Here is a 14,912-nt window from a genome sequence, read left to right on the forward strand (position 1 = left end):
GTCCGATAGCGGAGGAAGGGGACGCAGGACTAAACTCGCGCAACCTACGGCGTGGGGGAGGTCCGGGCATGCGACGGTGGGCCGAGTTCGTTCTGCGGCATCGCAGGGTGGTGGTGGGGTTCTGGGGCCTGGTGCTGGTGGCCGGGGTGCTGCTCGCCGGACGGACGACGGATCGGCTGACGATCGACTTCTCGCTGCCGGGCCAGCCCGGCACCGTGACGGCGCACAAGATCGAGCAGGCTTTCGGCAGCGGCGGCGACACGAATCCGTATCTGGTCTCGGTCACGCTTCCGTCAGGACAGACGGTCACCGGGCACGAGGCCGCTGTCGGCCGGGTGTTCGCGGCAGTGGGCGGCGCGGTTCCGGGCGTGCGGGTGATCGACGAGGCGAACACCGGCGACAAGGCCTTCCGGACGAAAGACGACCGCACCGCCTATGCGTTGGTGTTCTACCGGTTCAACCCGTCGCCGCGCGCCCAGCTGTTGACCGATCCGATCCACTTGGCGGCGGAGAAGGTCAAGCCCTCCGGCGCGACGGTCGGGGTGACGGGCGAGGACACGCTGGCCTCCGGGGGCGACAACGGCGGCGGGCCGGGAGTGCTCGGGGAGACGCTCCTCGGTGCCGTCGGCGCCCTCTCCGTGCTCGCCTTCGTGTTCGCGTCCTTCCTCGCCCTGCTGCCGCTGGTGGTGGCCGCGGTGTCGATCCTCGCGACCTTCGTGATGCTGCTGCCGCTCACCTACGCGACCGATATGTCGTTCATCGTGCAATTCCTGGTCGCCCTCATCGGCCTGGGCGTGGCGATCGACTACTCGCTGCTGTTCGTCACCCGCTGGCGCGAGGAGCGCGACCATGGGCGGGACAACCACGAAGCGGTCGTGGTCGCGATGGAACGGGCCGGTCATGCGGTGGTGTTCAGCGGCGTGACGGTGGCCATAGGTCTGCTCGCCCTCGTCGTCCTGCCCGTCCCGTTCATGCGCAGCATGGGATACGGCGGGGCGCTCATCCCCCTGGCCAGCGTGCTGACGACGCTCACCCTCACACCGGCGATCCTGGGCGGCATCGGGCCACGGGTCGACTGGCCCAAGATCCGCCACGAGAACCGGGCGAGCCGCGCCTGGAGCCGGTGGACCACTGCCGTGGTGCGCCACCGCTGGCTCGCGGCCGGTACCGCCCTGGCCGCGCTCGCGACCCTGATCGGCGTATTCATGGGCATCAAGATCGGCCTTGCCTCCTCGGAATCGCTGGCCAGGAGCGGCCCGGCCTACGAGACCCTCAAGACGCTGGAGCGCGGCGGCGTCCCGACCGGCGCGCTGACCCCGATGGAGGTCCTGGTCCGCACCGACCGGGCGGGGCCGGTCGCCGCCGAGCTGGCCAAGGTCGACGGAGTGAGCCGGGCGTTCGTGCCCTCGGGCGCGGCCGGCAGCCGGGACGGACAGAGCATCGTCGTCGTCATCCCGGACGAGGAGACGGTGAACTCCAAGAGCGTCGGCGTGGTCAAGCGGGTCAAGAGCGCCACAGCGCATCTCCCCGGGGTCATCGGCGTCGCCGGCATCGGGGCCGCGCAGATCGACTTCATGCACGCCGTGTACGGCAACTTCCCGCTGATGCTCGCGATCATCGCGCTGCTGACGTACGTGCTGCTCGTCCGCGCCTTCCGCTCTCTGCTCCTCCCGCTCAAGGCGGTGCTGCTCAACCTTGTCTCGCTCGCGGCCACGCTCGGGCTGATGGTGATCATCTGGCAGGACGGTCACGGCTCCGAGGCGATCTTCGGCATCGCGGCCACCGGGGCCGTCACGTTCTGGATCCCGCTGATGATCTTCGCGTTCCTGTTCGGACTGTCGATGGACTACGAGGTGTTCATTCTGTCCCGCATCCGCGAGGAGTACGACGCCGGACGCTCGACCGACGCCGCGGTCATCGAGGGCGTCGCCCGCACGGGCCGGCTCGTCACCAGCGCCGCGCTGATCCTCTTCCTCGCCTTCGCCGCGCTCGCCTCGGGCCCCGGCACCGACCTCAAGACCCTGGCGACCGGCCTCGGCATCGGCATCCTCCTGGACGCAACCGTCGTACGCATGCTGCTCGTTCCGTCCCTCGTGTCCCTGTTCGGCTCGTGGAACTGGTACCTGCCCCGCTGGGCAGCCCGCCCGCTGCGCGTGGAGCCGTCCTACCCGCACGCGGAGCGGACGGAGTGGACGGAGCCGGAGCCTGATCCGAAGGCATCCGTCAGCTGACGATCGGCCGGCGCCGCCAGGACGAGGCGCGCGGTGCGCACGCGCCAGGCGGCGCCGCCCGCGGGACGGGGCGGCGACCGCGAAGAGCGGGCGGTCGGCAGACCGCGTGGATGGCTCCTAGGACTTGGCTCCGAGACCTCCGCGGGCCGTCAGAGAGTGCGGCCCAGGAGATCCAGCAGGGCCGTCCAATGGCGCTCCGTCGCTTCGGCGTTGTACATGGCGGTGTCGGCCTGGGTGAAGCCGTGGTGGGCGCCGGTGTAGACCTCGGCGCGGTGACGGACACCCGCTGCGGCGAGGGCCTTGTCGAGGCGGTCGATCTGCTCCGGGGGCAGGACCATGTCCTGGTCGGCGTGGCCGAAGTAGAGCTCGGCGGTGACGCGGTCGGCAAGCAGGTGGGGGCTGTTCGGCGCGTCGGTCGCGAGGTGCGCGCCGTGGAAACCCGCCGCGGCGGCCACCCGGTCCGGATGGGTGCCGGCGGTGCGCAGGGCCAGGCCCGCGCCCATGCAGTAGCCGGTGACGCCTGCCGGGCCGTCGGTGGTCAGGGGGGAGGCGGCCAGCCAGTCGAGGTAGGTGCCGGCGTCCCGCACGGCCGCCTCGGGGGTGAGTGTCTGCGCGGCCGGACGGAGGAGCTGGAAGATCTCCGGGCGCTCGGCCGGGTTGATGAAGTCGGGCAGCTCCACCAGGGGCGCCCGCCCGTGGCGGTAGAAGACGTTGGGGACCAGGACCGTGTAGCCGGCCGAGGCGAGGCGGTCCGCCATCGTCTTCAGGTGCGGCCGCAGTCCGAAGGCGTCCATGTAGAAGAGGACGGCGGGGTGCGGGGTGCCGTCGTCGGGGTGGGCCAGGTAGGCGTCGGCGGTTCCGTCCTGGGTGGGGATGTCTACGGACGATCCGTGCACGGCGGCGGTCATGGGTGTCCCTCTTGGTGGTGGGGGTGGATAGGGAGAGCGCGTACGAGCCCGTACGAATCGGTATGAGCTGGCACGAGTCGGTCTCACTTCCCGGAGATGGCCGCGCGGGAGTCACCCGCGGGGCATCGGGCAGCCGTGTCGGTCAGTTCCGCGCGGACGACCGGGACCGGGACTCCGGGTGTCTCGAAGAACCAGCGCTGTGCCTCGTCCTGGCCCAGCCCCTTGGGCCTTTCCGCCATGTACGGGTGGACGTAGCCCGGGGGGGCCGGGCTCGCTGCGCCAGCTGTCGGCGAGCGTGCCGATGTCAGGGGGATGGTCGCCACCACCAGGTCGCCCGCGCCGCTTCGGCGGGTGTGGCCGCTCGTGCACGCTCGCCGAGTGCGGTGACGAGTTCGGCGAGGGTCTCGGGGCCGCGGGAGTTGCTCACGACGACGTCCAGGCCGGCGGCCACGGCGAGGCGGGCGAGTGCGCCGCCGATCATGCCGCTGCCTATGAGTCCGAGGGCCTGAGGCCGAGTCCCGGTCACGGTGTCAGTGTCTCCGTTTCAGCAGGAGTGAAACTCAGTGTCACGTTAGTTACTCAGGTGCACTCCTGCAAGTCGGCTTCACAGGGAGCTAGGATCATGGGGTGAGCGGAACAGGACGTACGAACACGAGAGACATCGCGCGGGCCGCCGTACGGGCCGAACTGGCCCAGGTGGCCTTCGACCTGTTCCGCCGCGAAGGCTTCGAGAAGGTCACCCTCGACGACCTGGCCGCGGCCGCCGGGGTGTCCCGCAGCACCTTCCTGCGCTACTTCGGCACCAAGGAGGACGCCGTCCTCGGCGCCTTCGACGCGCATGGCAAGCAGGCCGCCGACGCCCTGCGCGCCCGCCCTGCCGCCGAGGACGACTGGACGGCGCTGCGGCGCGCGCTGGACACCGTCATCGAGCGCTACCGCCAGGACCCGGCCGGCGCCCTGGCGACGACCCGTCTCGTCCGGGAGACACCCGCCCTGTCCGCCCGGCAGTTGGAGAAGCAGCACGGCTGGCGCCCCGCCCTGGCCCAGGCCCTCGCCGAGCGCGGCGGCTCGTCGGGGCCCCCGGCGATCGGCCACACGGTGCGCGCGGCCGCCGCCCTGGACTGTCTGCATGTCGCCCTCGACCACTGGTCCGCCTGCGACGGCCGGCTCGACCTCGTCGACCTTCTGGACGAGGCCTTCGCCGCGCTCGCGCCCCGGTAGCGGAGCGCACGCGACGGTCCGGGGGAGGCCGTCCCATTGGTGCAGCGGGCCGCACCATGGATTCGGGAGACAGCTCCCTCGTGGCGGCGAGCGGGCGACGGGATCGTAGTCGGCAGGGATCGCAACAGATCCACTGCCGTCTCGACGATCTCGCCGACCGCCGATGCCTCCAGTCCGTCCTGTGGAACGGAACGGTGGGTCTGGCACCGCTCGCCCACACCCTGCCCGGGGGACTCGTCGCAGTCCCCTTGACCGACATGCCACCCAGTCGGCTCGTCATCGCCTGGAACGGCGCCCACACCACTCCGCTCGTGCGCTCGTTCGTGCGCATCGCCACGCAGCACCGAGGCTGGTTCAGCTGACGTCGGCGGCGTCCAGCCGGTACAGGCCACTGCTGCTCGACGTGGAGGTCGTAGAAGACGTGGACGACGAGGAACTGGAGCTGTACGCCGAGGACTTGACGGCCGCGCCGTGCGCCTTGACCCAGGTGGCGATCTCGGAGTTCGTGCCCTGCCCGCCGTCGCTGCTGATCACGATGTAGTGCAGCTTGCCGGACTTCACCAGGCTCTTGAGCTTGGCGAGGGTCATGGCGTTGTCGCTGCCGGACCAGCCGCCCATGGAGATGACGGGCTGACCGGACTCCAGGATGATCGATGACGCGGTCTGGTCGGTGGCCACCGCCACCAGCCAACTGGCCCCGTCCTGGTGCTTCTTGAGGTACGTGATCATCTCGGAGGAGACCTGGCTGCCGCCGCCGCCCATCTGACCGCCGCTCGGCCGGGTGCCGGACTCGGCCGAGGACGACGAGCCGGTGGACGACGAGCCGGTGGACGACGAGTCATTGGACGACGAGCCGCTGCCGGACGGAGGCTGCCCCATGGACTGGCCGCCGGTGCCACTGCCAGGGGCGCCCATGCCGCCCTTGCCGCTCCCGCTCGGGCCGCCGCCCGTCCCGCCCATGCCGCCACCGGTGCTGGGGCCGGCCGTCGGGTTGGTGCCATTGGTGGTGGAGGTGGCCGCCGAGGCCGAGTACGCGGCGGGCCCGGCCAGCAGGGCGACGATCGCCGCCAGCGCGGCGAAGCCCATGAGCCGCTGTCGCTTCATGAAGCGCCCGGCGAGCAGGCCGATTACGGAGATCGCGCCCGCGGCGCCGACCACGATCTCGGCGACGGTGTAGAGCGTCCCGGAGCCCGAGACTCGCTGGAGCAGGACGATCGCCCAGGCCGCGCTCGCCGCGACGGCCGCCGGGAGGACCCAGACCCGCCCCCACTCTCGGCTTCGCTCGAGCGGGGAGCCTCCCGTCGCCGCCGAGCCCTCACGGAACGCCTGGAACAGGGTCACGCCGCCGGCACCGGCCAGGGCCGCGATGCCGGGGGCCATGGCGGTGACGTAGTACGGGTGGAAGGTGCCCTCCGCGAGAGCGAAGGTCAGGTAGTGCAGGACGAACCAGCCGCCCCAGAGCATGAGTGCCGCGCGCTGGGCGTCCGTGCGGGGGGCCCGGCCGCGCAGGATCAGCCCGGCGACCAGCGCGATGGCCGCGAAGGGGATGAGCCAGGAGATCTGACCGCCCATGATCTCGTTGAACAGCCGGTAGACGCCCGCGCTGCCGCCGAAACTGGCGCCGTTGCCCGCCGAGCCCACCGAGGAACTGGCGCCGAAGATACGGCCGAAGCCGTTGTAGCCGATGACCAGGTCCCAGACCGTGTTGTCGGTCGAGCCGCCGATGTAGGGGCGGGAGGAGGCCGGGATCAGGTCGACGACCACCATCCACCAGGCGCTGGAGACGACCAGGGCCACCGTGCCGACGGCGAGGTTGCGGATCCGCTTGCCCAGGGAGCCCTTGGCGGCCCAGAGGTAGACCAGGAAGAAGGCCGGCAGGACGACGTACGCCTGCATCATCTTGGTGTTGAACGCGAAGCCGATCGCGACCGCCGACCACACCAGCGGCATCAGCCGGCCGGTGCGCACGGCCTTCATGAGCGCGGCCGCGCCGAGCAGCATCAGGAAGACCAGGACCGGGTCCGGGTTGGTGTCACGGGTGATGGCGACGGTGATCGGGGTGAGGGTCAGCGTCAGCGCGGCGATCGTCGCCGCCACCGGGCCGAAGTCACGTTTGACCATGCGGAACAGCAGGGCCACGGACCCCGTGCCCACCGCGACCATCGGCAGCGCCAACTGCCAGGTGCCGTAGCCGAAGACGCGGGCCGACAGGCCCATCACCCACAGGGCGAACGGCGGTTTGTCGACGGTGATGAAGCTTCCGGAGTCCAGAGCGCCGAAGAAGAACGCCTTCCAGCTCTTGGTGCCGCTGTACACGGCGGCGTTGTAGAAGGTGTTGCCGGTGACGGAGGTGAGGTTCCAGGCGTACAGAACCGTGGCCAGCAGCAGGATCGCCCACAGGGCGGGGCGGGTCCATCGCGGGTCCTCGGGCGAGCCGGTGAAGAGCCTTCGGGCGCCCGCGGCGAAGCCGCCGTCGGCGGGCGGGGCCGCCCGGTGCGCGTTCCGGACCCCGTCGTTGCGGGGCGGAGGGGCGAGGGTCGTCATGACACGTACTCCTAGCGGGGAGAGGGACTGCGACGCGGGCCGAGGAATCCAGGCCGCTTGAGGGCGAGGCGGGTTGTGGTGACGTACGCGGCTCCTGCGGCACCGGAGACGAAGGGGGCTATCTGGTGCCCGCTCCGGTGAGCGTGGTCGGGGCGGTGCGGTGGCGGACCGCGGTCTCCCGAGCGGCCGGGACCTGCGGAACGCCGACGCGGCGCGGTACGGCGGCGACCTTGGCGCGGCCGGTGAGCGTCCGCCGCAGCATCCGGCCCACGCCCTTGAGGTCGTCGACGGCCGTACGCACGAGGTCGACCCGGCTGTCGGGATCGTCGACCCAGTCGACCGGGACCTCGTGGACACGCAGGCGGTTGCGCTCGGCCAGCACCAGCAGTTCGGTGTCGAAGAACCAGGCGTTGTCCTCGATGTGCGGGGCGAGCGCCCGGAAGACCTCGGTGCGCACCGCCTTGAAACCGCACTGTGCGTCCGAGAAGCGGGCCGCGAGCCCCACCTTCAGCAGCAGGTTGTAGGAGCGGGAGATGAACTCGCGCTTCGGGCCGCGCACCACCGCCGCCTGACGGTGCAGCCGGCTGCCGATGGCCACGTCGCTGTGGCCGGACAGCAGGGGCGCGACCAGCGGAAGGAAACCTTCCAGGCCGGTGGACAGGTCGACGTCCATGTACGCGACCACGTCCGCCGACGACTGGCTCCACACGTGCTTCAGGGCGCGGCCCCGGCCCTTGGAGTCCAGGTGGACGGCGTGCACGTGGGGGAGTTGGTGGGTCAGCGCGGTCGCCGTCTGCCAGGTGGTGTCCGTGCTCGCGTTGTCCGCGATGGTGATGCGGAACGGGAACGGGAAGGAGGCTTCGAGGTATGCGTGGAGACGGCCGACGCTGTCAGCGAGGACATGAGCCTCGTTGTAGACCGGCACCACGATGTCCACCGAGCGCTGCCGGACGCCTCCTGCGTTCATTTCGTTCATGGCAGCGACCATCCGGGCCGCATCTGGGGCAGCGGTGAGCCCGCGCTGAGGGGAGGATGAGAATCAGGGAACTCACAGCTTGCCCACAGTCGGCTCACGCCGGGCCGCAAGGTGGCGCCGCGCGACGGCAGTTGCGTACGCCGGCACTGCCACGGGTCATACCGGCCATACCGGGCACGCCGGGCGCGGGGTTCGTGCCCGGACGGACGGCCGGTGAGCTGGTCGGTCGGCCGTCCGTCCGGGCCGGGTCTGTCAGATCGGGTAGTGCGCGTGGCCGACGGCCTGCGCGGTGACCCACCGGGTGTCGGTGAACGCCTCGGCGCCCGCCTGCCCGCCGAAACGGCCGTAGCCGGAGCTCTTCACGCCGCCGAACGGGGCCTGCGGTTCGTCCGCGATCGACTGGTCGTTGACGTGGACGATGCCGGTACGGAGGCGCGCGGCGACCTCTAGGCCCCTCGCCAGGTTCTCGGTGATGACGCCCGCGGTCAGCCCGTACGGGGTGTCGTTGGCGAGCGCGACGGCCTCGTCGGCGCTGTCGACCACGTGCACGACGGTCGCCGGGCCGAAGATCTCGTCGTAGTAGACCTTCATCTTCTTGGTGACGTCGGTGAGGACGACGGGGCGGATCAGTGTGCCCGGCTCCTCGATCTCGCCGGTGCCCGCGGTCAGTTGGGCGCCCTGGGCGACGGCGTCCGCGACGAGCGCGGCGACCCGGCGCGCCGCACCGGCGTTGACGACCGGCCCGACCGCGGTGGCCGGGTCGCTCGGGTCGCCGTACGGCAGGGCCCGGACGCGGGCCGCGAACTTGGCCGTGAACTCCTCGGCCACCGCGCGGTGGACGACGACCCGGTCCACGCACATGCAGATCTGCCCCGCGTTCATGAAGGAGCCGAAGACCGCGGCGTCCACCGCGTAGTCGACGTCCGCGTCCTCAAGGACCAACAGGGCGTTCTTGCCGCCGAGTTCGAGCACGGCGGGCTTGAGGTGCTGGGCGGCCTGGACGCCGATGGTGCGGCCGACCTCCGTGGAACCGGTGAAGTTGACCATCCGCACGCGGGGGTCGGAGATCAGCGCGGAGACCACCTCGGCGGCGTCGGCGCGGTCGTTGGTGACGACGTTGAGCACGCCCGCGGGCAGCCCGGCCTCGTGCAGGACGTCCGAGATCAGCAGGCCGCAGGCGATCGGCGCGTCCTCGCTGGGCTTCATCACCACGGTGTTGCCCATCGCGATCGGCATCGCGACCGCGCGCACCCCGAGGATGACCGGCGCGTTCCACGGCGAGATCGCGGCGATCACCCCCTTGGGCACCCGCACCTGCGCGGAGTAGACGCCGTCGGCGTCGGTGGCGAGCGTCTGGCCGGTGGGCCGGGTGACCTCGGCAGCCGCCTCCAGCAGGATGTCCGCGGCCAGGTGGGCGTTGAAACCGGCCCAGGGTGCGACGCCGCCGACCTCCGCCGCCATCAGCCGTACGACTTCTTCCGTGCGCTCGGTCATCAGCTGCGCGGCCCGGAGGAAGATCCGGCGGCGTTCGGCCGGCTTGGTCGCGGCCCATGCCTCGAACGCGGCGTCGGCGGCGTCGACGGCACGGCGTACGTCGTCCGGGGTACCGGCGGCGACCTCCGCGCACACGGCGCCGGTCCAGGGATTGATGTCGGATGCGGTACGGCCGGAGGAGGCGGGGACCTCCTGGCCGTTGATGATCAGTCCTCGGGTGGTGGACACGGGGGCTCCTGGGGTCGGGAGGGGAATGGGTTCACGTCTCGGAGGGCACGTCCCTGCGGTCACGCCTCGGAGGGTTCGGCGGTCGGGGCGCGGCGGGCGCTCAGGGCGCGGTGCGCGAGGCCGACGAGTGCCGGGGCGACCACCGGCGCGATCATGTAGTTCCAGAAGTGCTCGTGGTGGCCGGAGAGCAGGGCCGGACCGAAGGCACGCGCCGGGTTGATGCTCGCGCCGGTCACGGTGCCCAGGGTCGCGATGACCACGCCCACGCCGACACCGATGACCGCCGGGATCAGATCCCGCAAGGCGGGTCTGGTCATCACCAGCGTCACCGCGACGAACACCGCGGCGAGCGCGGCGCCCTCGATGACGAACAGCTCGACCGCGCCGGTGCCGGGTGCCGGCCGTACGGCGCCGTACCCGACCTGGCGCACGGTCTCGCCCCACACCACCCCGGCCAGCGCGGTACCGGCCGCGGACCCGGCGAGCTGCGCGGCGATGTAGGGGAGGACCGCGCGGCCCGGGAAGAGACCGCCCGTCCACAGGAAGACGGTGACGCCGGGGTGGAGATGGCCCCCGGACGCGCGGCCCGGCGGCGAGTACATCAACGCCGCGATCAGCGCGGCGACCGCGATGCCCGCGACGGCGAACAGGGTGTGCGGGTCGCTGATCGCCAGCGACGAACCGGGGAAGGCCAGCCAGCGGACCAGGCTCACCACGGCGAAGAGAAGCACCGTGGTCAGCGCGAATTCATAGGCGCTGTGCCGGACGAGGTCCGCGCGGCTCTGGGCGGAAGTGCTCATAGGAGTCCTCAGGGCAGGGCAGGGCGAGGAAGAGAGGGGCAGGGCCCGGTGCGGTGCGGCCCGCAGCATGCCGGAGTAGCATTTTTTCGCTGAGTGAACTTGAGTTCATTGAGTGAGTGCGGCGAGTCTGCGGGATCGTCGTGACGGCTGTCAATGGCCCGACGCCCGGTAGCGTTCTCCGGACGACGGGTACGGCCTCAAGCGCCGGGGAGCGGAAGTACGGGAGGAGATGCCATGGCGCCGGGCGTTCCAGGGGCGGCATCGAAGGCATCGAAGGCATCGCCGGGATCGGCACGATCGGCGGCGTCGCCGGACGGATCGCTGACGGGCACCGGGACGGAGGCCGCCGGGGTGGAAGCCGGTGGGCCGGAAGCCGCCGGGGCAGAAGTCGCCGGGGCAGAAGTCGCCGGGGTGGAAGCCGGTGGGCCGGAAGAAGCCGCCCGACCAGAAGCCACCGGGCCAGAAGCCACCGGCCCGCTGGAGCGAGGCCTCGCCGTGTTGCGGATCATGGCCGACGCCCCGCACCCGATGCGCCCGGGCGACCTCGCCCGCGCCACCGGCCTGGCCCGTTCGGCCGTCGACCGGATCACCGCGACCCTGACCCACCTCGGCCATCTGCGAGCCGAGGGGCGCGAACTCGTGCTCGCCCCGCGCGTGATGGAATTCGGCAACGCCTATCTGGACGCGAGCGGCCTGTCGCGCGCGCTGCGGCCGAGCCTGGAGAGGCTGGCCCGTGCCTTGGACGAGTCGGTCTCGGCGATCGTCCTCGACGGCCCCGACGCTCGCATCGTCGGCAAGGCCGTCCCGCCCGGCCGAGTGATCCCGCTCGGCTTCCGCGTCGGCGACCTGTTGCCCGCCGAGCGCTGCGCGGCCGGTGCCGTACTCGCCACGGGGTGGCAGCCGGAGACGTACGACGCCTGGCGGGCCCGCCGTGCCGCCGACCCCCTCGACGCCGGTTTTCCGGCCATTCCCACGCGCCGAGAGGCTCCCCGCCCCGAGCGGACGGAGGCCGACTTCGCCGCGTGGACCGCGGCGGCGGCCGCGAACGGCTGGGCGCTGGACGACCAGCTGGTCGCGCCGGGCCTGGTCGCGCTGGCGGTTCCCGTGCGCGACCCCGACGGCCGGCCCGTGTGCGCCATCAGCGTGCTCGCGCACACCAGCCGCCACGGCGGCGACGACCTGCGCGAGCACGCCCTGACCGCGCTGACGGAGGCGGCCCGGGCCATCGCGGACGAGCTGTACGGCACCTCGACGGCAGCCGTGCCGCCGCCCGCCGCGCCCGCCTACACCGATGCCAAGCCCGAACTGGGCCCGTCCTTCCTGCAGGCGCTGGCCAGAGGCCTGGCCGTACTGACCGCGCTCGGCCGGCAGCGCGGCGGACTCACCCTCGCCGAGGCCGCCGAGGCCGCCGGGCTCTCGTACCCCAGCACCCGGCGCAATCTGCTGACGCTGCGTCAACTCGGTTACGTGGAGCAGCACGGCCGCCGTTTCCTGCCGGCCCCGCGCGTCCTGGAGCTCGGATACGCGCGGCTGTCCACCCTCACCCTCGCCGACATCGCCCAGCCCCATCTCGCCGAACTGGCCGGACAGGTACGGGAGTCGACCTCGCTCGCGGTCCTCGACGGCGCCGAGGTCCGCTATGTGGCGCGCGTGGCCACCGAACAGATCACCAGCGCCCGGATCGCGCTCGGCACCCGGCTGCCCGCCTACGCCACCTCCATGGGACGGGTCCTGCTCGCGGACCTGCCCGAGGCGGACCGGCTGGAGCGGATCGGCGCCCTTCGCCCGCAGGCCCTGACCCCGTACACGCTCACCTCGCCCGAGGCGCTCGGCGCCGCACTCGAACGGGCTGCCCGTGATGAATTCGCCCTGGTCGAGCAGGAGTTGGAGGCGGGGCTGCGCTCGCTGGCCGTCCCGGTCAGAGACCGGCGCGGGCGGGCCGTCGGGGCGCTGAACGTCGCGCTGCACGCCGGCCCGGAGTCGCCCGAGGACACCCGGGACACCGTGCTGCCCGCGCTGCGCGCCTGCGCGGCCCGCATCGAGGCCGACCTGGCCGTCGCGTTCGCCGACGCTCCGGTACAGACCGGCTGACCGCCACGACCTGACGGTGTGACTACTGGACGGGAAGCGCCTGCTCGGCCCAGATCGTCTTTCCGGTGCCGGTCGGGCGGGTGCCCCAGCGGTCGGTGAGCTGGGCGACGAGGAGGAGGCCGCGGCCGCCCTCGTCGTAGGTGCGGGCCCGGCGCAGGTGGGGCGAGGTGCTGCTGGCGTCGGAGACCTCGCAGATGAGCGCGCGGTCGCGGATGAGCCGGAGCTGGATGGGGGCGCCGCCATAGCGGATGGCGTTGGTGACCAGTTCGCTGACGACGAGTTCGGTGACGAAGGCGGCCTCGTCGAGCCCCCATGCGGTGAGCTGCTCGGTGGCGTGCTGCCGGGCGGTGGCCACCACCTCCGGGTCGGCGGGCAGGTCCCAGACGGCGACCTGCGCGGTGTCCAGGCCGCGGGTGCGGGCCAGCAGCAGGGCCACGTCGTCGGCGGGCGCTCCGGGAGCAGGGCCTTGAGTACGTTGTCGCAGACGTCCTCCAGGCTCCCGGCCGGAGCCGCCAGGGCGGCGCACAGCGCGGCGGTGCCCGCGTCCACGTCGAGGTCGCGGGCCTCGACGAGACCATCCGTGTAGAGGGCGAGTACGGCACCTTCGGGCGTGTCCAGCTCGGTGGACTCGAACGGGAGGCCGCCGACCCCGAGCATCGGCCCCGCGCTCACCCCGACGACCTCGACGGTTCCGTCCGGGTACAGCACCGCGGGCGGCGGGTGTCCGGCGGAGGCGATCGTGCAGTGCCGGGACACCGGGTCGTACACCGCGTACAGACAGGTCGCGCCGATCTCGCTGCCCACCCCGCTCTCGTCGGCCCCCAAGTGCCCGACCAGATCGTCCAGGTGGGTCAGCAGCTCGTCCGGCGGCAGGTCGACATCGGCCAGCGTCCACACCGCCGTACGCAGCCGTCCCATCGTGACGGAGGCGTGGATGCCGTGTCCGACGACGTCTCCGACGACCAGCGCCACCCGGGTGCCGGACAGCGGGATCACGTCGAACCAGTCGCCGCCCACGCCCGCCTGCGACAGCGCCGGAAGGTAGCGGGAGGCGAACTCGACCGCCGCCTGCCCCACCACGACCTGCGGCAGCAGACTGCGCTGCAGGGCCAGCGCGGTCGTGTGCTCCCGGGTGTACCGGCGGGCGTTGTCCACACAGACGGCGGCGCGGCTGGCCAGCTCCCGCGCCAGTGACACGTCGTCCTGGTCGAAGGGATCGGGACTCCGCGCGGTGAGCAGCCGTACGAAGACCGCCACCCCGAGGGTGGCACCGCGCGCCACCAGCGGTGCGGCCATCAGTGAGAAGTCCCTGTCGTCGCTCTCCCGCAGTTTGGTGGACCGGTCGTCGTGCAGTGCGAGCCATGTGTCGAGGTCCGCCTCGCCGGTTCTGGTGAGCAGCACGTTGCCGGTGGCCAGCGCACGGGCCGGCGGTGAGGCGGGCGGATAGGCATCCGCGGCGCCCAAGTCGATCGCCGCCTCGGGCACTCCGGTGGTGCGGGAGTGGTGTGCGACGCGGCGCAGCAGCAGATCGCCGGCCACCGGGCCGGCGGCGGGTTCCTCGCCCTGGAGCACCGAGTCCAAGAGGTCCACGCTGGCGAAGTCCGCCAGCCGGGGCACCGCCAGTTCGGCCAGTTCCCGGGCGGTGTGGATCACGTCCAGCCGCGTACCGATGCTGGTGGCGGCCTTGTTCAGCAGTGCGAGCCGCTGCCTGGCCCAGTGCTGCTCGCTGCTGTCGAACGCGGCCAGCGCGACCCCGAGCAACTGCCCGGAGGCGTCCCGCAGCGGCCACATCTCGGTGTTCCAGGCGTGCATCCGCTTCCCCGAGGGCGCGCGGGTCCAGCTCTCGTAGTGCACCGGCCGGCCCGTCTCGACGACCTTCCGCAGATGGCGCAGGAACCCGCGGCTGTGCTCCGCGCTCTCCACGGTGTCCGGGTAGAAGCGGCCGAGGTACTCCGCCTCCGGCCTCCCCATGATCCGGCACGTCGTGTCGTTCATCCGCAGATACCGCTGTTCGGTGTCGAAGACGGACATCGACATCGACGACTGCCGGAACGCCAGCTCTCCCAGTGCCTGGCTCGCGTCGCCGGGCGCCGCGGTGAGCACGTACCCCCGCTCTTCGCCCTCCGCGCCCCGCAGCGGGCACGCCCGCACGGCCAGCTCCATCCGCTGCCCGTCCCGGCGCCGTACGGCCACCACCGCGCCGCCGCTCGTGCGCAGGTCCCGCCGGGCCGCCTCCGTGTGCCCGTCCACCAGCTCGGACACCGGCCGTCCGGTGATCTGCTGTGCGGTGTATCCCGTCAGCAGATGCGCGCCCTCGCTCCAGCCCGTGACGACTCCGCGTACGTCGACTACCGCCATGGCGTCACCGGCCGTGGTCGCAGGCCCCGAATCGCCCGGCAATATCACCATATATACAAGG

At 72.1% G+C, this 14,912-nt stretch carries 10 protein-coding genes and 2 pseudogenes; 4 read left to right on the forward strand and 8 right to left on the reverse strand.

What is annotated here, in order from left to right; genetic code table 11:
• The first annotated feature begins 68 nt into the window (after positions 1 to 68).
• Positions 69 to 2,231, forward strand: a complete 2,163-nt coding sequence (locus ACZ4WS_RS21905; RefSeq protein ID WP_467982698.1) for an MMPL family transporter — start codon at positions 69 to 71, stop codon at positions 2,229 to 2,231.
• A 149-nt stretch (positions 2,232 to 2,380) separates the two neighbouring features.
• Here the strand turns inward: ACZ4WS_RS21905 and ACZ4WS_RS21910 are convergent, their stop codons facing one another.
• The 3 genes from ACZ4WS_RS21910 to ACZ4WS_RS21920 form a co-directional block, all read right to left on the reverse strand.
• On the reverse strand, positions 2,381 to 3,139 hold the full coding sequence (locus tag ACZ4WS_RS21910) for a dienelactone hydrolase family protein (protein WP_467982700.1): 759 nt from the start codon (positions 3,137 to 3,139) through the stop codon (positions 2,381 to 2,383).
• An 83-nt stretch (positions 3,140 to 3,222) separates the two neighbouring features.
• Complete coding sequence (locus ACZ4WS_RS21915; protein ID WP_467982702.1) at positions 3,223 to 3,378, reverse strand: hypothetical protein; 156 nt, start codon at positions 3,376 to 3,378, stop codon at positions 3,223 to 3,225.
• Positions 3,379 to 3,443: 65 nt separating this feature from the next.
• Complete coding sequence (locus tag ACZ4WS_RS21920) at positions 3,444 to 3,665, reverse strand: NAD(P)-binding domain-containing protein (RefSeq protein ID WP_467982703.1); 222 nt, start codon at positions 3,663 to 3,665, stop codon at positions 3,444 to 3,446.
• 101 nt (positions 3,666 to 3,766) lie between these two features.
• Here ACZ4WS_RS21920 and ACZ4WS_RS21925 point away from each other — a divergent pair, with 101 nt between their 5' ends.
• Positions 3,767 to 4,360 carry a TetR/AcrR family transcriptional regulator gene (locus ACZ4WS_RS21925; RefSeq protein ID WP_467982705.1) on the forward strand — a complete coding sequence of 198 codons (594 nt, stop codon included), beginning with the start codon at positions 3,767 to 3,769 and terminating at the stop codon, positions 4,358 to 4,360.
• Between the two features lie 152 nt (positions 4,361 to 4,512).
• A pseudogene (locus tag ACZ4WS_RS21930) lies at positions 4,513 to 4,722 on the forward strand (LysR family transcriptional regulator); the annotation flags it as partial.
• Here ACZ4WS_RS21930 and ACZ4WS_RS21935 read toward each other — a convergent pair.
• The 4 genes from ACZ4WS_RS21935 to ACZ4WS_RS21950 all read right to left on the reverse strand — a co-directional run bounded on the left by ACZ4WS_RS21935 (position 4,715) and on the right by ACZ4WS_RS21950 (position 10,402).
• On the reverse strand, positions 4,715 to 6,904 hold the full coding sequence (locus ACZ4WS_RS21935; protein ID WP_467982707.1) for an ArnT family glycosyltransferase: 2,190 nt from the start codon (positions 6,902 to 6,904) through the stop codon (positions 4,715 to 4,717). The pseudogene ACZ4WS_RS21930 and the gene ACZ4WS_RS21935 sit on opposite strands and share 8 nt — an antisense overlap.
• Before the next feature lie 118 nt (positions 6,905 to 7,022).
• Positions 7,023 to 7,880, reverse strand: coding sequence for a dolichyl-phosphate beta-glucosyltransferase (locus ACZ4WS_RS21940; RefSeq protein WP_467982709.1), 858 nt, complete (start codon positions 7,878 to 7,880; stop codon positions 7,023 to 7,025).
• A 252-nt stretch (positions 7,881 to 8,132) separates the two neighbouring features.
• On the reverse strand, positions 8,133 to 9,602 hold the full coding sequence (locus tag ACZ4WS_RS21945) for an aldehyde dehydrogenase family protein (protein WP_467982710.1): 1,470 nt from the start codon (positions 9,600 to 9,602) through the stop codon (positions 8,133 to 8,135).
• 59 nt (positions 9,603 to 9,661) lie between these two features.
• Entirely contained in the window at positions 9,662 to 10,402 is a 741-nt protein-coding gene (locus tag ACZ4WS_RS21950; protein ID WP_467982711.1) for an aquaporin, read from the reverse strand.
• Between the two features lie 234 nt (positions 10,403 to 10,636).
• Here ACZ4WS_RS21950 and ACZ4WS_RS21955 point away from each other — a divergent pair, with 234 nt between their 5' ends.
• The gene (locus tag ACZ4WS_RS21955) at positions 10,637 to 12,493 is read left to right on the forward strand and encodes an IclR family transcriptional regulator domain-containing protein (protein ID WP_467982713.1); all 1,857 of its coding nucleotides are present in this window, start codon (positions 10,637 to 10,639) and stop codon (positions 12,491 to 12,493) included.
• A 22-nt stretch (positions 12,494 to 12,515) separates the two neighbouring features.
• On the opposite strand, the pseudogene ACZ4WS_RS21960 reads toward ACZ4WS_RS21955, so the two are convergent.
• Positions 12,516 to 14,902: pseudogene (locus tag ACZ4WS_RS21960) on the reverse strand (SpoIIE family protein phosphatase).
• Between the last annotated feature and the right edge of the window lie 10 nt (positions 14,903 to 14,912).

It is taken from the genome of Streptomyces sp. NPDC029292, assembly GCF_055569295.1.